Raw genomic sequence first — 24062 nt, 5'->3', positions numbered from 1 at the left:
ATTATGAGTAAGTACATCCTGTCTCTCGATCAGGGAACCACAAGTTCGAGAGCAATTATTTTTAATCACAATGGCGATATAGTAGCCATCGCCCAACGCGAATTTACACAGATTTACCCCAATGCCGGCTGGGTAGAGCACGATCCGATGGAAATCTGGTCGACACAATTGGCTGTTGTTACCGAGGTGATTGTTAAAGCAGGCCTAGCCGTTAGCGATATAGATTCGATCGGTATTACCAACCAGCGCGAAACCACTGTAGTTTGGGATAAAGCAACCGGACAGCCCATTTACAACGCCATAGTATGGCAAGATAGGCGTACCTCATCTTACTGCGATGAAATTAAGGCCCAGGGGCTGGCAAAAAAAATACAGGATAAAACTGGCTTAATTATAGATTCGTACTTTTCGGCTACCAAAATAAGGTGGATCCTCGAAAATGTGGAAGGCGCCAGACAAAAAGCCGAAGCAGGCGAACTGGCATTTGGAACAATCGATTCTTGGCTAATCTGGAAACTAACTGCACGTGCAAAACATGTTACAGATATAACCAATGCTTCGCGCACCATGATTTACAACATCCACACATTGGCTTGGGATGAAGAACTGCTTGAACTGTTTTCTATTCCAAAACAGATGCTGCCCGAAGTAAAATCATCGAGCGAGGTTTACGGCGAAACGGCAGGCCGGATATTGGCGGCTAAAATTCCGATTGCGGGTATCGCTGGCGATCAGCAATCGGCCTTGTTCGGCCAGATGTGCACCGAGCCCGGCATGGTCAAAAACACTTACGGAACGGGCTGTTTCATGTTGATGAATATCGGTTCCAAACCAAAAATATCAGAGAACAATCTGCTAACCACCATTGCCTGGCAGATTAACGGTGAAGTGAATTACGCATTAGAAGGTAGTATTTTTATTGGAGGGGCCGTAGTGCAATGGTTAAGGGACGAAATGGGACTGATCTCTAAATCGGCTGATGTAGAGACCCTTGCGTTAAAGGTAAAAGATACCGATGGTGTATACGTGGTACCTGCATTTGCAGGCTTGGGTGCCCCACACTGGGATCAACATGCACGCGGAACCATTACCGGCTTAACCCGCGGAACAAACAAATCTCACATTGCACGAGCCGCTTTAGAAAGTATAGCCTATCAAACCATGGATGTTTTAAAAGCCATGCAGGCAGATGCAGGTGTAAACATTGCCGAACTCCGTGTAGATGGCGGAGCAACAGCAAATAATTTGCTGATGCAGTTTCAGGCTGATTTACTGAACTGTAAAGTAATCAGGCCAAAGGTTACAGAAGTTACCGCCATCGGCGCAGCTTACCTGGCAGGATTAGCTACCGGTTTTTGGGAAAGCATAGATCAGATCCGCTCGCAATGGAAAATAGATACCACTTTTGTTGCTGCAGAAGGTATAGACAATACCACACGCATAAAAGGATGGAACAGAGCGGTTAAAGCGGCAAGAGTTAATGCTGAAGACTAAAATAAAAATTGTAAAGCTGTAAAGAATTTAAATATATGAACGTATATCTCGCAGAATTTATTGGAACCGCATTAATGATCCTTTTAGGAAATGGTGTAGTGGCCAATGTAGTACTTCAGGGTACTAAAGGTAATAACGGTGGCTGGATAACCATTACCACAGCCTGGGCATTGGCCGTATTTGTTGGTGTGGTAGTTGCGGGCCCATACAGCGGTGCCCATTTAAACCCAATAGTTACTTTAGGCTTAGCCATTGGTAAAGGTTTTGATTGGTCGCTCGTGCCTTTTTACATCCTGTCGCAATTGGCGGGCGCCATGACAGGTGCATTGCTGGTTTGGCTCATGTATAAAGATCATTTCGATGCCACAGCCGATCAGGGTTTAAAGGCCGCTCCTTTTGCTACAGCTCCGGCCATCCGTAATAATGTATCCAATCTGGTTTCCGAAATTATCGGAACTTTTGTACTGATATTTGTGATTTTCTACTTTACAGATGCCAGTATGGGAACCAAAGAAAACGTTACCCCTATCGGCTTGGGCTCTATGGGTGCTATTCCTGTGGCATTTCTGGTGTGGGTAATCGGCTTGGCGCTTGGCGGAACAACGGGCTACGCCATTAATCCCACAAGAGATTTAGGTCCACGGATTATACATGCTATAATTCCAATGAAAGGTAAAGGAAGTAGCGGCTGGGACTATGCCTGGATTCCTATTGTAGGTCCGATTATCGGATCGGTATTGGCCGCAGTTATCTTTTTATTGATCAGTAAATAGCAAGGATCAAAGCCCGCAGATTTCGAAAACCTGCGGGCTTTATTTATTGTTGAAAAGCAGCTTTCCCCACTTGCTCATCGCCCAAATACACCCAAATTGCACCTTTCATATATTTAGTAAAAGCATCTTTCATATCCTGTAAGGTAACTTTGTTAAAATTAGCCACCATATTTTCAATAATTGTATAACTTCCAAGCACTTCGGCTTCGCCCAAATCTTCTACAATTGAACTTGCACTTTCCTGGTGCCTATAATAACCGTCGCGATGGTCTTTTTTCAATGCTTCGATATAGCGCTCACTGTATTTGCCTTCTTTAATGCCGTTGTAAACTGCTATCATGGCCTGGTAAGCCTTTTTTGGTTGAGTAGTGCTTACATACATGGCGGTGTAAGGAATCTGCTGCACTTTAATGGTTGCGCCCGGAGCGTATGATAAGCCCAGTTTGGTTCTGATCTCATAATTCATACCACCGCTCAACGCATTGATAGTCAACACAAAAGCATGGTAATCTGCGCTGTTCATGGTTGGGGCGTTCATAATACAGCTCATGTAATTGGTAGCAATATCTCTTTGTTCGAATACCAGCTTTTCGCCGGTTAACATTTCGCGCTTGTATACCGGTGCCGTATATGGCTTCTCTTTAAGTCCTTTAAAAGAACCCTGTATTTTCTTCTCGAGTTCTTCTTTAGTGATTTTACCCGCCACAACCAAAAACATTTTGTTCTTGTTCAGCAGTTCATTGTGATAATAAGCACTAACCTGCTCTGCCGTTAAAGCGCCAACTGTTTTGCTCCTACCCAATGGATTAATGCTGTACCTCGAATCTTTAAACATATTTTCCATCGTCATCTGTTCCACCCTGGTTTCGGGGTCTGATTGGCTATGGTAAATAGCAGATATCATGCGCTCTTTAGTGGTCTTAAATTCTGCCCTATCAAATGCCGGGTTAATAACCGCATCCGAAAACAGTTTCCAGCCCTGATCCCAATATTTGGAAATGCAATCCATACTAATTGTTCCGTAATCAGTTTTAGATGAACCAGCAATATCAATCCCATACTCATCGGCCAGTTCCTGATAATCAACAACGCTATAATTTTTGGTACCACAGGTTGCAGCAGCGGCCAGTGCTAAATTTTCAATTCCGGCGTGTGCGGCATCGTAATTCATTACACCGCCCTTAAAAAACATGCTTATACTAACCGTTTCCTTCTCAGTGGGTTTTAAAATCACTTTTAGCCCATTAACATCAAATGAAATGGCCTTGGTTTGCGCCTGCGTTTCACTAAAAAACAGGGCACAAGCTATAAAAAATATAATTCTTTTCATGATGTCGGATTAATGGGTCGATTTAAAAAAAGTTTCTGGTTTCACTTCAGCCATGGCGGCTTTATCCATCATTAATCCGGCACAATAGGGCTTACCTTTAATGTACTTGCGCACATAATCAAGCAAATCTTTTCTGGTTACCTTGTTTACATTTTCTTCATAATGCGTATAATAATCAATTGATGCCGAGGCCCACCAAAAAGACAGCAGATGCGCATAATCGGAAGTTACTTCCCTGCGTTGCACCTGTTCGATAGATAACAGTCTTTTCGCCCTTTCTATCTGAAGGTCGGATAAATAATCTTCATTGGCCCAAAGCGAAATCTGTTTCAACACTTCCTGATAACATTCGTTTATTTTTGCAGGATTTGGACTTACCATCAAGCTAATCGGACCGGTATATTTCTGGGTATAATAATTTACATCTGCTTCTTGTGCTAAACCCGAATTAATCAGTGCCTGTTTCATTTTTGAGCCATTCTGGTTTACAATAAACGAAAACACATCAGCAGCATAGGTGGCCGGTACATCATTTCTGGTATCTGGTCCGTGCCAGCTAAAAAGCATGTACGGAACCGGGCTTTTGTTCGATTCTACCAAATAATAATCGTTTTTAACCAAAGGTTTAAATTCAGGGATCGGCCATTTTTCGAATGGATCTACTTTTGATGGTTTCCAACCGTTAAAAATATAATTCACATACCCGAATGCTTCATCAACCTTCACATCGCCCGCAATAACCAAAACACTGTTGTTAGGCCAGTAATATTTGTTTTTTATAGAATCCATTTTGGATGGCGTGGCCGAAAGAATAACCTCGTGACTGCCAATAACATTTTTACGCGAATAATTTGCACCCCACATATGCCTTGAGTTGGCTTCCATCAATGCAAAAACCGGACTCGATTCGTGCCTGGTAAATTCGGCGTTTACAACTTCATTCTCCAATGCCATATCCTCCTTGATAAATTTGGGATAACGGATAGAAGAATTCATTAAGCTCAGTCCAGCTTTTAAATTTGCAGAAGGCAGCGTAAAAAAGTAATTCACCACTTCTTCCCTGGTGGTGGCATTCGAGTTGATATCCAGATCGTTCATCCTGTTGTTAAGGCTTTCAAAATCAGGATAATCTTTATTGGCTTTAAAAAACAGGTGTTCGTATAAATGGCTTAGGCCGTTAAACTCATCCGTTTCGGTAAAGGAACCATTTCTACAGGCCATTTCTATGGTAACCAATGGTACCGTACGGTCTACAACAACCAAAACTTCCAAACCATTGGGCAGTTTTTTGAAATGCATGTTTTCGGCCAGTTTTTCTTGCGCAAAAACAGCATTTATACACAGCAAGCATGCAAAGGCACACCAAAATCGTGAGAGCATAAATATTTTTTTTTTGGCAGCAAATAAACGTAAATCTTTCACTTAAACAAAAATATCGTTAGATATTTAAATAAATATTTTCTAGCCTATTTTGTTGCCCTGCACGCGTTCAATAAATATTATCGTTTATAATTAATTATCTTTGAGATAAGAAAATCTTTAACACACCATCTAACCAGCAAAAATTGCAAGAATATTTCCTCGTTGTAGATACAGAAACCTCAGGCCTGCCCAAAAGCTGGTCTGCACCATACTCAAAAGAAAAAAACTGGCCACATATTGTACAGATTGCCTGGATTATTTATGACAAAAACCATCAAGAGGTTAAAAGAGAAAATCATTATATCAAAAACACAGACTTTACGATCGATAAAGCTGCGCAAAAAATCCATAAAATAACACCTGAATACCTTCAGCAGCATGGTGAAAGCAAGGAAAAAGTATTGCTACAGTTTTACAGCGATGTTAAAAATTATCAGCCATTGATTATTGGGCATTTTATTGAGCTCGATTACCACATGGTTAATGTTGAGCTGTATAGGATTGGAAAAGAACATCTTTTTAAAGATCTGCCTTTTTTCTGTACCATGAAAGCAAGTGCCGATTACATCACCAACTCCGTAATCAGCCACCTAAAACTCGATAAATTTTATACCATTTTGTTTAATGAAGTTCCTGAAAACATGCACAATGCGCTAGCTGATGCCTTAAATGCCGCAAAGATATTTTTTCACCTCTTAGATACCGAAAAAATAAGCTTAACTTCAGCTTACCATCAAGAACATACTTTTAACCAGGAGAAACAGAAAAAAGTATTTTCATTCAAAAGAATTTTACAAGGATTGTTTAATGGAAGATAAATTAACCGATCGGATTTATACGGCCAGGATTGGGGATATAACTTTTAAAAAAATATTTAGCTGTAGTCCTGATACCCCCATTTTCGAGGCTGCTATTAAAATGGCAGAGCAGAAAACAAGTTGTCTTTTTATCAAAAACGACCAGGAAACCTATCTGGGCTTTGTAACCGATATTACCCTGCGTGATAGGGTAATTGCGCAGCAACTGGATAGTAGCCTGCCCATTGAGGCGGTAATGGATAAAAACATCGTGACCATATCGCCCGATGCCTATGTGTACGAAGCGATACTGATGATGTTCAGTAAAAAATCGCGGTATCTTTTGGTAAATGACGAAACCAGCTACGTTGGTTTTTTAAGCCGGAACAGACTTTTGAGCGAGCAGGCCGAATCGCCCTTGGTTTTTATCCAATCGGTTAAATCGGCCGTAAACACCAGCGACCTTAAATCGAAATGGCAAAAAGTACCGCATATTGTAGCGCAGCTATTGGAAAGAGGTGTGCACGCTAAAATTGTAAATGAGGTAGTAACCACCATTGCAGATACCATTTCGTTTAAAATTATTGAAGAGGTAATTGCCAAGCTTGGTCCGCCACCTGCAAAATTTGTATTTATGGTTTTGGGCAGCGAAGGCCGTAAAGAGCTCAGCCTTAAAACCGACCAGGATAATGCCATTATTTACGAAGATACCACCGAAGAAAAAAGAGCTGAAGTACGCTCCTACTTTCTCGATTTTGCCACACAGGTTTCAGATAAATTAAACTACACTGGTTTTGTATACTGCGATGGAGATTACATGGCCACAAACCCAAACTGGACGCATTCTCTTTCGCACTGGAAATACAATTATAAAAACTGGATTGAAGAAGCCTTGCCCGAAGCTGCTGTAAAATTTGCTGCCTTTTTTGATTGTAGGGCAATTTATGGCGATTTAAGCATCATGGAAAGCCTACGCACCTTTGTTGATGAAGAGCTGCAGAAACCGATAGAAAAATTTTACGTGTATTTAGCTAAAAATGCGCTGTTATACGAACCTCCCCTTACTTATTTCAGAAATATAAGAACACAGAAAATACAGAAAAAAGAAGTGTTTGATATTAAGACTGCTATGACGCCAATAGTAGATCTGGCCAGGGTTTACGCCCTTCAGAATAGGATATTCCAGAAAGAAAATACCGGTGAGCGGTTAAAAGCATTAAAAGAACTTGGTGTTTTTAGTGAAGAGCAGTTTAACGAACTTTCACAATCTTATTATTATTTGATGGGTTTGCGCTTAAAACATCAGGCCAATCTGATCATTAACGACCAGGCTGCTCCCAATAATTTTATAGAAATAGATTCGCTGACCAAAATCGAAAAAGTAACCTTGATAGAAATATTTAAGATTATCCAGAATTTTCAGAGCGGTATTAGAATGAGGTTTACGAATAGTTTAGGCTAAAAATTAAAGCTAAAAAGCAAGTTCGTAAAGCTTACTTCTGGCCCATATGAGATAGTGTGCTGAGTTAAAATTTAAACAAAAATTAATATATATTCCATATAGTTTTAAAGAAATATTCCCTATTTTTAGATTAATCAGTATAGTAACACTAACCAAAGCACTAACAATTATCATTAATTATGGGAAAATTTGTAATTAGTAAAAGATCAAACGGCGAGTTTCAATTTAATCTTAAAGCTGGCAATGGCCAGGTTATTTTAACCAGTGAAGGTTATGCAGCAAAGTCAAGCTGTGAAAACGGAATCGCATCTGTTAAAAACAATGCGCAGGATGATTCGAAATTTGAAAAGAAAACTTCGAGCAACGGTAAATATCATTTTAGTTTAAAAGCCACCAACGGACAGATTATTGGCTCGAGCGAAATGTACGAAAGTGCAGCTGCCAGAGATAATGGTATCGAATCGGTAAAAAATAATGCACCTGAAGCTGATATAGAAGATCAGAGTTAAAGACAAAAAAAGGTCCTGATATAAAACCAGGACCTTTTCTAAATATGATTATCGCCTAAGCGAAAATTTCTATTTTACTGCATCAATTACAGCTTTGAAAGCTTCAGGATGATTCATTGCTAAATCAGCTAATACTTTACGGTTTAAACCGATTTCTTTTGAAGCTAGTTTACCGATTAATTGAGAGTAAGAAATACCGTGTTGACGTGCACCAGCGTTGATACGTTGGATCCACAATCCGCGGAATTCTCTTTTCTTAACTTTACGGTCACGGTATGCATATTGCAAACCTTTTTCTACTGTGTTTTTAGCAACAGTATAAACCTTACTTCTTGCTCCCCAATAGCCTTTGGCTAGATTAAGGATTTTTTTTCTTCTTCTTCTCGAAGCTACTGCGTTTACCGAACGTGGCATGTTGTTGTTGTTTTTTGGTAAGCGGCGTCCAAATTAAGGAACTTTAATGCCTGATACCTGGTGAAATTAATGAATTACTTTCCGATGCAAAGCATACGTTTTACGTTACCTGAATCTGCATCTGTTACAATTCCTGCATTTCCAAGAGCACGTTTACGTTTAGTACTCATCTTGGTTAAGATGTGACTTTTGTATGCTTTGTTTCTTTTGATTTTACCTGTTCCAGTAAGCGAAAAACGCTTTTTAGCACTGGAATTGGTTTTCATTTTTGGCATAACCTGTTATTTAATTTATAAAATTGTTTTTATTTTTTTACTACTTTAGGCGCAACAGTCAAGAACATACGCTTACCTTCTAACTTAGGTAATAATTCTACTTTTCCTACATCTTCTAAAGCCTGGGCAAATTTCAACAATAAAATCTCTCCCTGCTCTTTGTAAACAATTGCTCTACCTTTAAAATGCACGTAAGCCCTAACTTTCTCACCGTTCTCCAAAAAGCTTACTGCATGCTTCAATTTAAACTGGAAATCGTGGTCGTTGGTATTCGGACCGAAACGGATCTCCTTAATTACAGTTTGTTTAGCATTGGCTTTAATTTCCTTTTGCTTTTTCTTTTGTTCGTAAACAAATTTACTGTAATCTATAATCCTACAAACTGGTGGTACAGCATTTGGCGAAATTTCCACCAAATCTAATTCCAGTTCATCAGCAAGTGCCAAAGCTTTAGCCAAAGGATAAATCCCCGGTTCAACATTATCGCCAGCCAAACGCACTTCAGGCGATTTAATGTACTGATTAATGTTATGCTCTGCTTCTTTTTTCTTAAAAGGCGGACGTGGTCCCCTATTAAATCCTGGTCTTCCTAATGCCAAATTTGTATTATTTTAATTTAAACTGTTATTTCTTTTCTTAATAAATTGTTGAACTCTTCCAACGTCATTTCACCTAAATCCCCTTCACCATGCTTACGGACAGAAACTTTTCCTTCTGCCATTTCTTTATCGCCGATAATGAGCATGTATGGGATCTTTTTAACTTCCGAATCGCGTATTTTGCGTCCGATTTTCTCATCTCGAAAGTCAATCAGCCCGCGAATATCGGAATTATTTAGTTCATCTAAAACTTTTTTTGCATAATCTTCATATTTTTCTGAAATAGGAAGAATGATAAACTGCTCGGGACTTAACCATAAAGGGAAATTTCCGGCACAATGTTCAATCAAAACAGCAATAAATCTTTCTAACGAACCAAATGGCGCACGGTGGATCATTACCGGTCTATGTTTCTGGTTATCGCTACCAGTATACTCCAGTTCAAAACGCTCTGGCAAGTTATAATCTACCTGAATGGTACCCAACTGCCATTTTCTGCCCAAAGCATCTTTCACCATAAAATCTAGCTTAGGACCATAGAAAGCCGCCTCGCCATATTCTACAACGGTATTTAAACCTTTTTCAGCCGCTGCTTCGATAATTGCGTTCTCTGATAACCTCCAATTTTCATCAGAACCGATGTATTTGGCCTTATTATCAGGATCTCTTAACGAAATCTGCGCAGTATAGTTTTCAAAACCTAACGATTTGAATACATAAAGTACCAGATCAATTACTTTTTTAAACTCATCTTTCACTTGTTCTGGCATACAGAATAAGTGTGCATCATCTTGAGTAAAGCCACGTACGCGGGTTAAACCATGCAATTCGCCACTTTGTTCGTAACGGTATACTGTACCAAACTCAGCAAAACGAACCGGAAGATCTTTATACGAACGCGGTTTAGTTTTGTAAATCTCACAGTGGTGAGGGCAGTTCATTGGTTTTAAGAAAAACTCCTCTCCTTCTTGTGGTGTTTTAATCGGTTGGAACGAATCCTTACCGTATTTCTCCCAGTGACCAGAAGTTACATATAAGTTTTTATGGCCAATATGTGGTGTAACCACTTGCTCGTAACCGGCTTTAGCCTGTGCTTTGGTTAAAAAGTTAACCAAACGTTCGCGCAATGCAGTACCTTTAGGCAACCATAATGGTAAGCCCATGCCCACTTTTTCTGAGAAAGCGAACAGTTCAAGCTCTTTTCCTAATTTACGGTGATCGCGTTTTTTAGCTTCCTCAATCATTAAAAGATATTCGGTAAGCTCGCTCGCCTTCGGAAAAGTTACGCCATATATACGGGTTAACTGTTTTTTAGTTTCATCGCCACGCCAGTAAGCGCCAGCCACGTTCATCAGTTTTACTGCTTTTACAAAACCAGTATTTGGAATATGTGGACCGCGGCACAGATCGGTAAATGAACCTTGGGTATAGAAAGTAATTTTTCCATCCTCTAAGCCATCAATCAGATCCAGTTTATACTCATCGCCTTTATCGGTAAAATATTTTACAGCATCGGCTTTGCTCACGCTTTCGCGCACAAAAGTTTCCTTTTGTTTGGCCAATTCGATCATTTTGGTTTCAATCGCTTTAAAATCGTCCGAAGAAAATTCGCGGTCGCCAAAATCTACATCATAATAAAAACCGGTTTCAATTGCTGGTCCAATACCAAATTTGGTGCCTGGATAAAGCGCTTCTAAGGCCTCGGCCATTAAGTGGGCAGATGAATGCCAAAATGTCGATTTTCCAGCGGCATCATTCCAGGTTAACAATTTTACCGATGAATCAGATTCGATTGGTCTGGTTGAATCCCAAACTTCGCCATTAACCTCTGCGGCTAATACGTTACGGGCTAAGCCCTCAGAAATTGACAATGCAATTTGATGGGCAGAAGTGCCCTTTTCATACTGACGGACAGAGCCATCAGGTAAAGTAATGTTAATCATCTACAACTATGATTTAATGTTTAAATAAAAAAGTTTTAAAGATCACTTACACTGTGATACTAATTTGCTGCAAATATACGGATTTTTTGGTCAAAAAGCAAGGTTTTTCGGTTCATCTGTTTTGAAGTTTGCCTAAAACCGGCTACTAATCAAAGCGCAAATGCTAATGCTTAATCACTATAACAGCGGATCAAAATGCCATAGACGCACGGATTATCACTGAACTTTAAAAGCTTATATGTTTTATATGGTTAAACATCCTAAGTCCTTAAAAACTTATCCTTCAAATATTTGCGCAGAGGTGTATCCACAAACCGCATAATGACGTAGGCCAAAATAATGAGTGCCAATACCGAAATAGGAATTACACCAAAAAGCATCATTCCGGTTGGTTTCACTACCGCAACATAAGTAAGATAAATCCATAGAAACGGATAGTGGGTCATGTACAAGGGATAAGATAGATCTCCAGAAAATTTGCAAAGGTTTTTTAGGGAAGAACTTAGCTCCGCTCCAGCGCCCAATGATACCAATAAAGGAAAATAAAACAGCACTACAATTGGTTCGGTAATCCAGTTATAATCGTTATGAAAAGGGAATAAAAATGCAATCAACAATAAAGCAGTTATGCCTAAAAAGCCCAATTTGTTTTCAATAATGAGATTAAAACGGTAAACCAGCATACCCGCCGAGAACGAATAGAGTACCCTTGCACCCCCATCCCAGAAATTTTGTCCACCCCAGCCCCCACCTACAGTGGTTGATTTAACAGCTACATAACAAAGCACCACTGCACCAACAGAAACCAATGCAATAAGTGCTTTTTTATTGATTTTATAAAGCAGCAGGATATAAAATATATTGGCTACATATTCCCAAAATAAAGACCATGCCGGTGCATTTAAGCAGAACAGGTTGGTGTAACGCTCAGGCATAAGCGGATAAGGAACCAGAAAAGCTGAGGTTAGAAACAATAAAGCTGTTTTCCCGAATCCGTAAATCGCGTATAAATCGCTAAAAGGATCAAACAGATAAGTTAAGAGGCCCAGAACAGAACCAATTACCACCAGGGGATGCAAGCGGATAAGCCGCAATTTAAAAAACTGTGTAATCCCGATATGTGGTGCGCGGTTATCGTAAGCATAAGCGATTACAAAGCCTGATAGGCAGAAAAAGAAATCGACAGCCAGGTAGCCATGCCCTATAAAGTTTTTGCTGTAGTCTGTGATGGCTATTTCCATAAAGTGGAAAATTACAACCGCAATGGCGGCAATTCCCCTTAATCCATCTAAAATTTCAAAATGTTGCTTCGTTTCGAGCAGGTTAGTCTTTTCTGTAGTAATCACTGTATTTTCATTGGTATGTAACCCAATAATAGTTATTATCGAATAACCTGCCAAGGCGAAAAATGAAATTTAGCCGATGTATTCAAAAATGATACAGAAAAATACCCTCTCAACAGTATAAAATTGTCATCCTAATTTATTTTATAAAAGTAAATATGAATGACAGTCACTCAGTAGTCGTCATTTCGAGCGGAGTGCAACGTAGTCGAGAAATCTCTCTATGGATTTCTCCATTACGCTGCCGGTGAAAAACCGGATAGCTCCAGTCGAAATGACGATTCTTCTACTGGGTCTGTCAAAGCTAGTCAAATACATGTTAAGGAATTTATACTACTTGTTACGATTGATCTGGAAGAGAAATGTGACAAACTCAAATTTATTTAAATTTATAATAAAAAAAGCCTGCTCAAAATAATGAGCAGGCCATATTCCTTATACTGTAAATATATTAGTTCGTTCCAAACACCCTTACCTGGCCGGCACCGCCACCAGGTCTGTTCTGTCTAAAACGTTTCATCATATTATCCATTTTGGTTTTATACTCTTCAGCGGTAATCAATTTTGCTTTTTTAGGAGCTGTTACATCTTTTGAGCTTACATTTCTATATTCAATGCTTTTTGCAATCGAACTGTTTCCCCTGCCTTCTATTGCCAAAACTGCACCTTCTGTCCACATATTAGGGTTTGGCGAAAAATCGAAGCCCAAATCTTTTGTATACCAGATTTTGGTTTCTTCTACTACGTTTTTATCCATATCCAATATTTTGATGGCTCTTGTAGATTTTACAATTGCCTGGTGGCAGGTAAAGCCCAATATCTGTTTGGTAGAATCTGTTTTAACCACTTCGATGGTTGGTGCAGGCGCAGGTTTTGCCTTTGTGGTATCGTTTGGATTCCCACCGCCCATTCTAAAAGAACCAATAGGGCCCGAAGTTGATAAAGTTAATTTGCTGGGCATATAATAAGTGGTATCATTCAGATCGAACACTTCTGTTAAGCTTTTATCGGCAAAAACATAATAATATTCACGGTTTCCGCCGCCACCACCAAAACGCATCATCATACGGCCCATACCTCCGCCACCGCCACCTGCACCATTGCTATCTTCAGTTTCTTCAACCGGCATGTAGCTAGCGTTGGTAGCCGTAAACAATAACTCGAAGTTGGTTTTGCTTGATGAAGGCATCCGGGCTTTCATCTGATCGGACAATTGAATACCACTTGCCGACGCCATGGCAGCAGGATCGATCGTGTTTTCGAACTGTATAGCTCCCGAAGTTTTTTTCTGTGCATTTGCAACCGACGCAATTGACATAACTCCCAATAAAGCGATGAATAATCTTTTCATTTTATGATTTTGTTTTGTTTGTTAGATAGGGAAACCATTAAAAGGTTTAACAAAGGTATTCTGGATTATAACGTAAAGCTTGTTAAATTGTGTTAAAATCAAAGGTTAGATTGACCAATTAACCTATTTAAAGGCAGATGTAATTCATTTTTTACAATACAAATCTTTTTTGAACAAAAACCTATGACGTTTGGCACTCGATTAATATTCTGTACTTTCCAGCCAGCCGTTGCAAAGTACATCGGCAATGTGCATGGTTTTAATGGCCAGGTTATTCTTATCAATATAGCCCTGAAGATGCAGCAAACAAGATAAATCAGTTGATATGATAAAATCGGCCTGCTGTGCAAGCGCGTGATTTACCTTTTGTTCGGCCATTGCCGATGAAATACCATCGAATTTAACGGCAAAAGTACCGCCAAAGCCACAGCACATATCGGTGTCTTCCATTTCAATCATTTCTAGGCCATGTACTTTGGATAATAATTGGCGGGGTTCATCTTTGATTTTACACTCGCGCAATGCGCTACAAGAATCGTGGTAAACAGCTTTGCCTTCTAACTCTGCCCCGAAATAATCCTTTTTGGCTACATTAACCAGAAAATCAGAAAGCTCCCAGATGTTAGATTGAAGGCTCCGGCATTTATTGTGCACAATGGTATTGGTAAACAGATCGTTAAACCCACCTTTTACCATGCCCACGCAAGATGCAGATGGTGCCACCACATAGGTGTTTTCTGTAAAATCGTTCAGAAACTTTGTGCCTACCTCCTTGGCTTCATCCCAATAGCCCGCATTGTAGGCAGGCTGTCCGCAACAGGTTTGTTTTGAGTTATAAGCTACATCGCAGCCCGATTTTTCTAATAACCTTAAGGTATTAAAAGCGGTTTCAGGATAGAGCTGATCTACAAAACAAGGCACAAATAATTCTACTTTCATCATATTCTTTAGCGGTACAAACTTACAATTTTAGCGCTTCTTTCTGCTCGGTTTTTCTTAAAAGCACCAAAAGTACCAACCCAACTATAAAAAATGATGCCAAAGCAATAATCGAGTAACGGATGTTCCCGGTTAAATCTTCGATGTATGCAAAGCTGAAAAGCCCGATTACAATGGCCAATTTTTCGGTAACATCATAAAAGCTGAAGAATGAGGTAGTGTCCTGTGTATCAACCGGTAGGTATTTAGAATAAGTTGAACGGGATAAGGATTGAATTCCGCCCATAATTAAGCCTACAATTGCCGCTAGCGAATAAAATTGATACTCGTTTGTAATGTAATACCCATAAACACAACAGCCTATCCACACCAGAACAACCATAATCAATACGTTAATATTGCCTATTTTTTTGGCCAGGTACGACATGAGCATTGCCCCCGGGATGGCCACCAGCTGAATAATCAATATCACTGCAATTAATTTAGCCGTACCAAGCTTTAATGTTTTCTCGGCAAAGCCGGCAGCGGCCAGCATAATGGTCTGCACACCCATAGAGTAGAAAAAGAACGAAATCAAAAATCCTTTCAGTTTTTTAATCTGTTTTAGTTGCTTCCAAACTTTGCTCAATTCGCTAAAGCCATCTTTAATAATGTTGGTTTTAATTTTATCCGTTTGAGGCTTGCCGTTTGGAAGTACGGAGAAGGGAATCTGCGAAAAAGCTATCCACCAAACACCCACCAGTAAAAACGACAATCTTGGTGGAAACGAGGCATCAATGATCCCAAACCACTCGGGTTTAAGCACAAATAAAAAGCAGATTAACTGCAGCAAAACCGAGCCGATATAGCCATACGAAAAACCCTGCGCACTTACACGGTCCTGGTGTTCTTCTGTTGCTATTTCTGGAAGGTATGAATTACTGAACAGCACACCACCAATATAACCCATAGCCGCCATGGCAAACAAGATAATACTCATTTCGAGTGTGTCTAATTTAAAGAAATATAAACCCATACAGGCCAAACCGCCCATATAAGTAAAGAATTTCATAAACGACTTCTTATTTCCTCTTCTATCGGCAATTGAAGATAAAATAGGCAGCGCAAAAGCCATAATCAGGTAGGCAAAAGAGAGGGCATAATTGGAAAGAGAAGTGTTTACATAGGTTCTGCCCAAAAACGTTACCTTATCGCCATGTTCTTTTGTTGTGGTAATAATGGTATAATAAGCCGGAAAAATTGTGGAAGTAATAACCAGGTTATAGGCAGAGTTTGCCCAATCGAAGAAAGCCCATGAGCGGATGGTTTTCTTATTGTTTTTTTCTATCATTTAGTTTTAAAGGAGCTTAACTGGTTAATCGGTTAACTGATTAATGGTTTAGACGGTTAAATAGTTCATTACAAAACTAATATTTTATTGCTAATTTGACGGGCATTTTTATCACATCTCACATCTCACATCTCACATCTCACATCTCACATCTAAATATAATATTTCTTCCCATCTGTTTTAATCTTGCCTGCATCCAATAATTCGCGTATGGCATCAATTCTTTCATTTTCGGTACCGTTTTTCATATTACTTACCAGATCATCCAAGGTCAACGCCTGTTGTTGAAGCAAAGAAACAAGCTCAAATTCGATTTCCGCACCTAGCTGGCTTTGGTTTTCGGCTCTTTTCTCTGCCAGGCAAACATCGCATACACCGCACTTTGCCGGGTTTTGTTCGTCGAAGTAATCCAAAAGCTGAATATTCCGGCACAGATGAGTAGAGGCATATTTTACTACTGCATTTACCTGCTTGTATAAAATCTCTTTCCTTAAACCTAAATATTTTACATCCAGATCGAAATGATCCATATCAACCCTGGCACGGATATATTGCAGTTGGGGCTGATCGGTTTGCTGAATATAGGTTAATAGCTCTATGGCCTGCAGCTTGTTGAGCAGTGCAATAATTTCTCTGTAAGATAGCCCTGTTTTTTTAGCCAGATCTGCTTCGTTAATCTTAACAAAACCATCAAAAGCACCGCCATGGGAACGGAGTATCGTTTTGATGATACCATCGTAGGCCCTATTTTCGATCTGGAAGCGGTAAATATCTTCGTGACTGGCTATAAACATCATTCTTGATGGCAAGAAAACACTTTCAGAGAGCGTAAGGTAGCCATCGTGTTCCAGGAATTTTAGTGCAGAAATGGTTTTAAGTACACTGATGTTAAACCGCTTGCAAAAATCAGCTAAATCGAAAGAAAAGGTCAAACCCTCTCCTGCGCCAAATGCCAGTTGAAAATAATTGCCAAGGTAATGGTACGTTTTCCTGATTTCTTCTGGTGTAGGAAAACTATCTAAATACCTTGATTCTAAGCTTAAAACATCTGCGTTATTGGCCAAAAGAACGGCATAACTTCTTCTTTCATCCCGTCCGGCCCGGCCCGCCTCCTGATAATAGGCTTCTAAACTCTCAGGCAGATCCAAATGTATTACAAAGCGGACATCGGCTTTATCTATCCCCATACCAAAGGCATTGGTAGCCACCATAACCCTGGTTTTATTCAGTTTCCAATCTTCCTGTTTTTGAAAACGGACATCCCTTTCCAGTCCGGCATGGTAGTAATCTGCCTTAATCTGGTTCCGGTTTAAAAAATTAGCCACTTCGGCGGTTTCCCTTCGGTTACGCACATAAACCAGGCCTGTACCCTTTACATTGCGACAAACATCAATCAGTTTTTTGTATTTATCTTCATTGCCGAAAACCACATAGCTCAAATTATCCCTTGCAAAACTCTTAACAAAAACCTGTGGGTCTTTCATTTCCAGTTTCGCTACAATATCTTGCCTTACAAAAGCTGTAGCCGTTGCCGTAAGTGCCAAAACAGGAACCGTGGGATGAATTTCGCGGAGCTTGGCCAATTGTTGGTATGGAGGCCTGAAATCGTAGCCCCACTGCGAAATACAATGTGCCTCATCTACTGCTATTAAATTCACATTCATATACGAAATGCGAACACGCACTAAATCAGACAATAAGCGTTCGGGCGATAGATATAGAAACTTAATTTTACCATAAATACAGTTGTCCAGTAAAATATCAATTTCGCGTTTGCCCATTCCGGCGTAAATGGCAATGGCTTCGATTCCTTTTGATTTTAGGTTTTCGACCTGATCCTTCATCAGGGCAATGAGTGGTGAAACAACAATACAGATACCATCTTTTAGCAACGCGGGAACCTGAAAGCAGATCGATTTGCCACCACCTGTAGGCAACAGGGCCAAACTGTCTTTTCCTTCCAATACTGAAGAAATAATATCCTGTTGAAGTGGTCTAAAAGCCTGGTGTCCCCAATATTTTTGTAAAATCTCTATTGCTGTCATAAATCGGCGGTATCAAAACTATAAAAAAGCTGTTGATATTGCTAAATTGCGGCACAATTAATCAAAAATTTGATGAAACACCTCTATTTTCTATCCGCCCTCACCCTATTATTTTTTAGTTCAAATGCCCAGGAAAAAAAATGGGACATTGAAAAATACCAGGGAACCACAAAAAACTTCACTTTAAATACAGATGAAGGCACTTGGATGAATCTCGACGTTAGTGCTGATGGACAGGAAATTGTTTTCGATTTATTGGGAGATATTTACGTGATGCCCATTACCGGCGGGGTAGCCAAACTCATCAGTGGCGGTATTGCCTTCGATGTGCAACCAAGATTTAGTCCGAATGGAAAATACATTTCTTACACCAGCGATAAAAGTGGTGCAGATAACATCTGGATCATGAACCGCGATGGTTCTGGCAAAAAACAGATTACTAAAGAAAATTTCAGGTTGCTGAACAATGCTACTTGGATGCCCAACAGCGAATATGTTGTGGCGCGTAAGCATTTTACAGCAGGCCGTTCTTTAGGAGCTGGCGAAATGTGGATGTACAGCATCAACGGTGGCGACGGTGTTCAGTTAACCAAACGCAAAAATGATCAGCAGGATGCTGGCGAACCCAATGTTTCGCCTGATGGAAGGTATGTTTATTTTAGTGAAGATGTGAGTCCTGGACCGAATTTCGAATACAGCAAAGACCCCAATGGTACGATTTACGCCATCCGCCAGTTAGATTTAAATACCGGCAAACTCAATACTTTAATTAGTGAACAAGGCGGTGCCTGCAGACCTCAGGTTTCGCCTGATGGGAATTTAATTGCTTTCGTAAAACGCGTAAGGTTAAAATCTACCTTGTACGTGCAGAACATTAAAACTGGTGAAGAATGGCCTGTAAATGAAGAACTATCTCATGATCAGCAGGAAACTTGGGCTATTTTTGGTGTTTATCCAAACTTTGCCTGGACTCCAGATAGCAAAAGCCTTGTTTATTATGCCAAAGGAAAAATCAGAAAAACAGAAGTTGGCACCTTGATTAACAGCACTATTCCTTTCCAGGCGAATACCATACAAACGGTTCAAAAGGCTTTACATTTTGAGCAGCAGGTTTTTAGCAATGAGTTTTCGGCCAAAATGCTTAGACAGCTCACCACTTCGCCTGATGGAAAAATAATTATTTTTAATGCTGCCGGTTATTTATACAAACAGGAATTACCTGCCGGAACGCCTGAAAGGTTAAGCAACGGATTGGATTTTGAATTCGAACCTGCATTTAGTCCCGATGGAAAATATGTGGTTTACACCACCTGGAGCGATGAACTTAGGGGCGCAATAAAACGGACTGATGTCAAATCGGGAAAAACCATTACGCTGAGCGATGAAAAAGGCTTTTATTATTCGCCACAATATTCAACCAAAGGCGATAAAATTGTTTTCAGAAAAGGAAGTGGGAACGATGTTTTGGGCTATAATTACGGCAGAGGCACCGGTATTTTTACCATGGCAGCCAATGGTGGCGCAAAAACACTGATTTTGGATAACGGAATCCGTCCACAGTTTAACAATACCGATAACCGTATTTATTTCCAAAGTTACGCGGATGGCAAAAAGGCGCTGAAAAGTATCGATTTAAACGGGGCAAACGAAAGAACTCATTTTACCTCGCAATATGCCAACCAGTTTGTAATCAGTCCTGATAATAAATGGCTAGCTTTTAACGAGTTGTTTAACGTTTACATTACCCCGATGATTAATGTAGGAACTGCACAGGATGCTTCTGCAGGGAATAAGGCCATTCCGGTTGCCAAGGTAACTACTGATGGTGGAACCTACATGCAATGGAGCGCAGATAGTAAGGCTTTGCATTGGACATTGGGACCGAAATACTACACCATTGATGTAAACAGTGCTTTTAACTTTGACGGCAGCACGCCTAAAACAGAAGCATCTGCCATTGATATTAACCTGGTTTTAAAATCAGATCTGCCAACCGGAATTGTAGCTTTAAAGGGAGCCCGCATTATTTCGATGAAAGGCGATGAAGTAATTGAAAACGGAACGATATTAACCGACGGCAATAAAATTACTGTAATAGGAAAATCAGACGCCGTAACGATACCTGCAAATGCCAAAGTGATTGATGTTAACGGCAAAACCATTATGCCGGGAATGGTAGATGTGCATGCGCATTTGCGTACCAGCCCAGATGGTATTACACCGCAGAGCGATTGGAGCTATATGGCCAACCTTGCCTTTGGTGTAACCACTTCCCACGATCCATCAAGCAACACGGAAATGGTTTTTAGCCAGAGCGAAATGCTTAAAGCTGGCCGCATGGTTGGACCAAGGGTTTACTCTACAGGTTCAATTCTTTATGGGGCCGATGGTGATTTTAAAGTGGTGATTAACAGTTTAGATGATGCTTTGGCACATTTAAGAAGATTAAAAGCCGTTGGTGCATTCTCCGTAAAATCGTACAACCAACCACGCCGTGAGCAACGCCAGCAGGTTTTAGAAGCAGCTAGGCAGTTAAAAATGGAAGTTGTGCCCGAAGGAGGCTCTACTTTTTTTACCAATATGAACATGGTTGCCGATGGTCATACCGGTATTGAGCACAGTATACCCGTTTTACCTGTTTATAAAGATGTAACAACGCTTTGGAACAATACCGACGTTGCTTATACGCCAACCTTAATTGTGGCTTATGGCGGCCAATGGGGTGAAAATTATTGGTATGACAGAACCAATGTTTGGGAAAACGAAAAGTTAATGACTTATACTCCACGGTCAATAATCGATTCGAGGGCCAGACGCAGAACAACTTCTGAATATAGCGATTACAACCATATCGATATTGCCAAGGCTACCAAACAGATTGCCGATGGAGGCACTAAGGTTAATTTGGGCGCACACGGACAAATTCAGGGTTTAGGCGCACATTGGGAATTATGGATGTTGGTACAGGGTGGTTTTTCACCTTTACAGGCCATTAAGGCTGCAACCTTGAACGGCGCAAGTTATCTTGGAATGGATAAAGAAATAGGTTCCCTAGAAGTGGGTAAATTGGCCGACATGGTCATTATGGATGCCAATCCGCTGGATGATATCCGTAACTCCGAAAAAATTAAATATGTAATGATTAATGGTAGGCTTTATGATAGTGCAACCTTAAATGAAGTTGGTACCAGAGAAAAGCTAAGGGGTAAATTGTGGTTCGAAAATGTACGCGGAAATGGCTTTATTATTCCAAGCGGAGATTCAGAAACCTGGACTTTTACTGTGCCACATTGCGATTAATTTTTTAAAGGCATAAAATATTTTTACCATCACCCTTTCCCAAATCTCTCATCAGGATCAGGGTAACTCTTGCAGGAAAGATGCTGAAACAAGTTCAGCATGACGATCGTATAAGTCAGAAACTAAATCAAAATGAAAGCCAATAAGCTTTACACCATTATTTCAGCTGTATGCTTGGTGTTAAGCCTATTGGTTTTCTCGTACAGTGAGTATTATATTTTAGGTATCCAAACCGTAAATTTATTCATGGCCTTAGTGGCAATGAGCGGCATCAGTTCATTTTTTGCCGTAATAAAAGATAAGAAAGCAGTATTTTCTTGGTTTTTGTTAATCCTAAATTCATTCTTGCTCCTATTGATTATCCTTTTCATTGCTAATTTTAAGATGAAAATGTAGCAGAATAATCCGTTAAACAATTTTAAGTGCTTATAGAACCAACAAACCGTAGGTTCTCAAAGTATTTATGGGTTTGGCATACCAAAAGAGTTCAAAATTTTCCAGCTCATTTTCATAATCAGCCTTAACTTCCTGAAAAGTATAAACCTTTTCGTTGGCAATCGAAATTTTATTTAAGATGGAAGAAAGCCATTCACCTTCTTTTTTACTGGTTTGAACGGTAAAGGTTTCTTTTTTATCGTGGAAAGTTAGAGATGCCATCTCCCAGGTATTCCCTTTTTTAGATTTGGTAAAGTATTCAACCGAAGCCTTTCCTCCTATCCAAACTACTTTTGCTGTAGGCTTCGTATTAAAGTTATTGTCGTCATTTAGCGCTCTTTCTATAAAGTCTGAAGGTATTTTTGTTCTGGGTATTTTAAAATCGAACCAATCCTGCAGTTCATAATCGAAGCAGATGCCATGCATAAAATTGAAAAGTGATTTTTTCAGCCCGAAGCTAAATTTGTTGTGATCGATACCTGTTTTATCTGTATAATTAATATCATTGTTGGCGAAGGTCCCAATTGCTTCCGTTTCTTTAACCACACCAAATTTTTCGGGGTACATGCCTACAGGACTGTGTGCTGTCATGGCAAATTGATGCCAAAACCCCGATTGTAATATACCTACTTCAAATAACTGGCGTACCATTTCCAAACTATCAACGGTTTCTTGAACGGTTTGGGTCGGATAGCCATACATTAAATACGCATGCACCATAATGCCAGCTTCGGTAAAGTTACGGGTAACTTTGGCCACCTGTTCTACCGTTACACCTTTATCAATCAGTTTTAACAACCTATCTGATGCCACTTCCAATCCGCCAGACACAGCAATACACCCTGAAGCTTTTAACAACAGACAAAGATCTTGTGTAAAGCTTTTTTCAAAACGGATATTTGTCCACCAGGTAACTGCTAATTTTCTTCTGATAATTTCTAGTGCCACTTCGCGCATTAAGGCCGGTGGCGCAGCTTCGTCGACAAAATGAAAACCATTCTGACCGGTTTTTTCATATAGATCTTCAATCCGATCTACAATCAATTTCGCGGCAACAGGTTCGTAAACTTTGATATAATCCAAAGAAATATCGCAGAAAGTACACTTGCCCCAATAACAGCCATGCGCCATGGTAAGCTTGTTCCACCGTCCATCGCTCCACATGCGGTGCATTGGATTTACAATTTCTATTACCGAAATATATTTATCCAACAACAGTCCGGTATAATCTGGTGTACCTACATCGGCCTGTTTATAATCACTTCTTAATGCATCGTTGCGGTACACTACTTTATCGTTTTCAAGCAAGAATGTTCTTTTATAAAAATGGGCTTCTACCGGAACGGGCTGCGTAATATTGCGGTATAATAGCTCTATCGGGAGCTCCCCATCATCCAAAGTAATGTAATCGAAAAATTCAAAAACCCTTTCATCAGAAAGCGAACGCAGTTCGGTATTAGGGAAACCGCCCCCCATAGAAATCTTAATTTCAGGATAATTTTCTTTTACCCATTGTGCACAGCGAAAAGCGCTGTATAAGTTTCCTGGGAAGGGTACTGAGATTAGAAACAGTTTGGGCTGAATGCTTTCTATTTTGACTTTTAATACCGAAATCAGAATCTGATCGATGTAAGTTGGTGCTTGAATTAAAGCTCCATATAGTTCATCAAACGAATTTGCGCTTCTACCCAAACGTTCTGCATAACGGCTGAAGCCGAAATTATCATCTACACAGGCTACAATATAATCAGATATATCTTCCAGATAAAGTGTAGCCAAGTGCTTCGCCTTATCCTGCGTGCCCATGGCACCGAAGGCCCAATCCAGTTCTTCCAGCTGCGAAAAGCGCGAAGCTTGTGGCAAAAAATCATCGCTACAGATCTGCAGCGCCAAGGTTGGGTTTTTACCTTGTAGAAATGCAATTACCGCATCGATCGTTTTTAGATATTCATCCTGTAGCGCAAAAATCCTTTTGGAGTTATCATCTTGGATAACACTTTGATTCTGTGCTGTGTGGTTAAATAAATCCTGTAATCCTTTTTTGGAGAACAGCTCCAAAATGACTTCAATGCCAAGATCGGCCTGTGCAGAACTGATATTTTTAGTGTTCAGAAAACCTTTTATATACGCCGTTGCTGGATATGGGGTATTCAGTTGGGTAAACGGCGGCGTAATGGCAAATATATCGGTTTTCAAATGGAATTGTTTTTCTGCAAAAGTAAGGGAATTTTTATTCAGTCGCTGCCCCGTGCCGGTCAAAAATCGTCATCGGAGGCTATTTTGTTAGAAAGATGCAAATCC

19 protein-coding genes are annotated in these 24062 nt (G+C 40.0%); 6 read left to right on the top strand and 13 right to left on the bottom strand.

Annotated features, from left to right (window positions below; all coding sequences use genetic code 11):
• Positions 1 to 3: 3 nt before the first annotated feature.
• Both glpK and ACS5PU_RS04470 read left to right on the top strand, forming a co-directional pair.
• The gene (gene glpK, locus ACS5PU_RS04475) at positions 4 to 1494 is read left to right on the top strand and encodes a glycerol kinase GlpK (protein WP_439458072.1); all 1491 of its coding nucleotides are present in this window, start codon (positions 4 to 6) and stop codon (positions 1492 to 1494) included.
• 35 nt (positions 1495 to 1529) lie between these two features.
• Entirely contained in the window at positions 1530 to 2267 is a 738-nt protein-coding gene (locus tag ACS5PU_RS04470; protein ID WP_439458071.1) for an MIP/aquaporin family protein, read from the top strand.
• Positions 2268 to 2310: 43 nt separating this feature from the next.
• Here the strand turns inward: ACS5PU_RS04470 and ACS5PU_RS04465 are convergent, their stop codons facing one another.
• Both ACS5PU_RS04465 and ACS5PU_RS04460 read right to left on the bottom strand, forming a co-directional pair.
• Positions 2311 to 3597: a M16 family metallopeptidase gene (locus ACS5PU_RS04465; protein ID WP_439458070.1), complete on the bottom strand. Its 1287-nt coding sequence runs from the start codon at positions 3595 to 3597 to the stop codon at positions 2311 to 2313.
• Positions 3598 to 3606: 9 nt separating this feature from the next.
• Positions 3607 to 4977 (bottom strand): M16 family metallopeptidase, encoded by a 1371-nt coding sequence (locus ACS5PU_RS04460; protein ID WP_439458069.1) that lies wholly within the window; start codon positions 4975 to 4977, stop codon positions 3607 to 3609.
• 185 nt (positions 4978 to 5162) lie between these two features.
• Here ACS5PU_RS04460 and ACS5PU_RS04455 point away from each other — a divergent pair, with 185 nt between their 5' ends.
• The 3 genes from ACS5PU_RS04455 (at position 5163) to ACS5PU_RS04445 (ending at position 7787) form a co-directional block, all read left to right on the top strand.
• Positions 5163 to 5837 carry a 3'-5' exonuclease gene (locus ACS5PU_RS04455; RefSeq protein WP_439458068.1) on the top strand — a complete coding sequence of 225 codons (675 nt, stop codon included), beginning with the start codon at positions 5163 to 5165 and terminating at the stop codon, positions 5835 to 5837.
• A complete protein-coding gene (locus tag ACS5PU_RS04450) occupies positions 5827 to 7278 on the top strand; it encodes a DUF294 nucleotidyltransferase-like domain-containing protein (RefSeq protein ID WP_439458067.1) in 1452 nt (483 codons plus the stop codon). Before ACS5PU_RS04455 ends, ACS5PU_RS04450 begins: the two co-directional genes overlap by 11 nt.
• Positions 7279 to 7457: 179 nt before the next feature.
• Complete coding sequence (locus tag ACS5PU_RS04445) at positions 7458 to 7787, top strand: YegP family protein (RefSeq protein WP_439458066.1); 330 nt, start codon at positions 7458 to 7460, stop codon at positions 7785 to 7787.
• A 69-nt stretch (positions 7788 to 7856) separates the two neighbouring features.
• Here ACS5PU_RS04445 and rplT read toward each other — a convergent pair whose 3' ends face one another.
• The 9 genes from rplT to ACS5PU_RS04400 form a co-directional block, all read right to left on the bottom strand.
• Positions 7857 to 8201, bottom strand: a complete 345-nt coding sequence (gene rplT / locus ACS5PU_RS04440; protein ID WP_025144714.1) for a 50S ribosomal protein L20 — start codon at positions 8199 to 8201, stop codon at positions 7857 to 7859.
• 74 nt (positions 8202 to 8275) lie between these two features.
• Positions 8276 to 8476: a 50S ribosomal protein L35 gene (gene rpmI / locus ACS5PU_RS04435; protein ID WP_010600880.1), complete on the bottom strand. Its 201-nt coding sequence runs from the start codon at positions 8474 to 8476 to the stop codon at positions 8276 to 8278.
• Between the two features lie 29 nt (positions 8477 to 8505).
• On the bottom strand, positions 8506 to 9075 hold the full coding sequence (gene infC, locus ACS5PU_RS04430; protein ID WP_056848841.1) for a translation initiation factor IF-3: 570 nt from the start codon (positions 9073 to 9075) through the stop codon (positions 8506 to 8508).
• A gap of 17 nt (positions 9076 to 9092) precedes the next feature.
• Positions 9093 to 11018 (bottom strand): threonine--tRNA ligase, encoded by a 1926-nt coding sequence (gene thrS / locus ACS5PU_RS04425; RefSeq protein WP_439458065.1) that lies wholly within the window; start codon positions 11016 to 11018, stop codon positions 9093 to 9095.
• A 260-nt stretch (positions 11019 to 11278) separates the two neighbouring features.
• The gene (locus ACS5PU_RS04420; protein WP_439458064.1) at positions 11279 to 12364 is read right to left on the bottom strand and encodes an acyltransferase family protein; all 1086 of its coding nucleotides are present in this window, start codon (positions 12362 to 12364) and stop codon (positions 11279 to 11281) included.
• Between the two features lie 448 nt (positions 12365 to 12812).
• Positions 12813 to 13712 carry a hypothetical protein gene (locus tag ACS5PU_RS04415; protein ID WP_439458063.1) on the bottom strand — a complete coding sequence of 300 codons (900 nt, stop codon included), beginning with the start codon at positions 13710 to 13712 and terminating at the stop codon, positions 12813 to 12815.
• 201 nt (positions 13713 to 13913) lie between these two features.
• Positions 13914 to 14651, bottom strand: a complete 738-nt coding sequence (locus ACS5PU_RS04410) for a (Fe-S)-binding protein (protein ID WP_439458599.1) — start codon at positions 14649 to 14651, stop codon at positions 13914 to 13916.
• 22 nt (positions 14652 to 14673) lie between these two features.
• Positions 14674 to 15981: an MFS transporter gene (locus ACS5PU_RS04405; RefSeq protein ID WP_439458062.1), complete on the bottom strand. Its 1308-nt coding sequence runs from the start codon at positions 15979 to 15981 to the stop codon at positions 14674 to 14676.
• Positions 15982 to 16133: 152 nt separating this feature from the next.
• Positions 16134 to 18026, bottom strand: coding sequence for a RecQ family ATP-dependent DNA helicase (locus ACS5PU_RS04400; RefSeq protein WP_439458061.1), 1893 nt, complete (start codon positions 18024 to 18026; stop codon positions 16134 to 16136).
• Between the two features lie 72 nt (positions 18027 to 18098).
• Here ACS5PU_RS04400 and ACS5PU_RS04395 point away from each other — a divergent pair, with 72 nt between their 5' ends.
• On the top strand, positions 18099 to 21326 hold the full coding sequence (locus tag ACS5PU_RS04395; protein WP_439458060.1) for an amidohydrolase family protein: 3228 nt from the start codon (positions 18099 to 18101) through the stop codon (positions 21324 to 21326).
• Positions 21327 to 21538: 212 nt separating this feature from the next.
• On the opposite strand, the gene ACS5PU_RS04390 is transcribed toward ACS5PU_RS04395, so the two are convergent.
• The gene (locus ACS5PU_RS04390; RefSeq protein ID WP_439458059.1) at positions 21539 to 21697 is read right to left on the bottom strand and encodes a hypothetical protein; all 159 of its coding nucleotides are present in this window, start codon (positions 21695 to 21697) and stop codon (positions 21539 to 21541) included.
• Positions 21698 to 21752: 55 nt separating this feature from the next.
• Positions 21753 to 23957, bottom strand: coding sequence for a B12-binding domain-containing radical SAM protein (locus ACS5PU_RS04385; RefSeq protein ID WP_439458058.1), 2205 nt, complete (start codon positions 23955 to 23957; stop codon positions 21753 to 21755).
• Between the last annotated feature and the right edge of the window lie 105 nt (positions 23958 to 24062).

This window comes from Pedobacter sp. GSP4 (assembly GCF_051857575.1).
Classification (GTDB): domain Bacteria; phylum Bacteroidota; class Bacteroidia; order Sphingobacteriales; family Sphingobacteriaceae; genus Pedobacter.
Note: the sequence above shows the minus strand (reverse complement) of the source record. Positions and strands in the feature narration are given on the sequence as shown.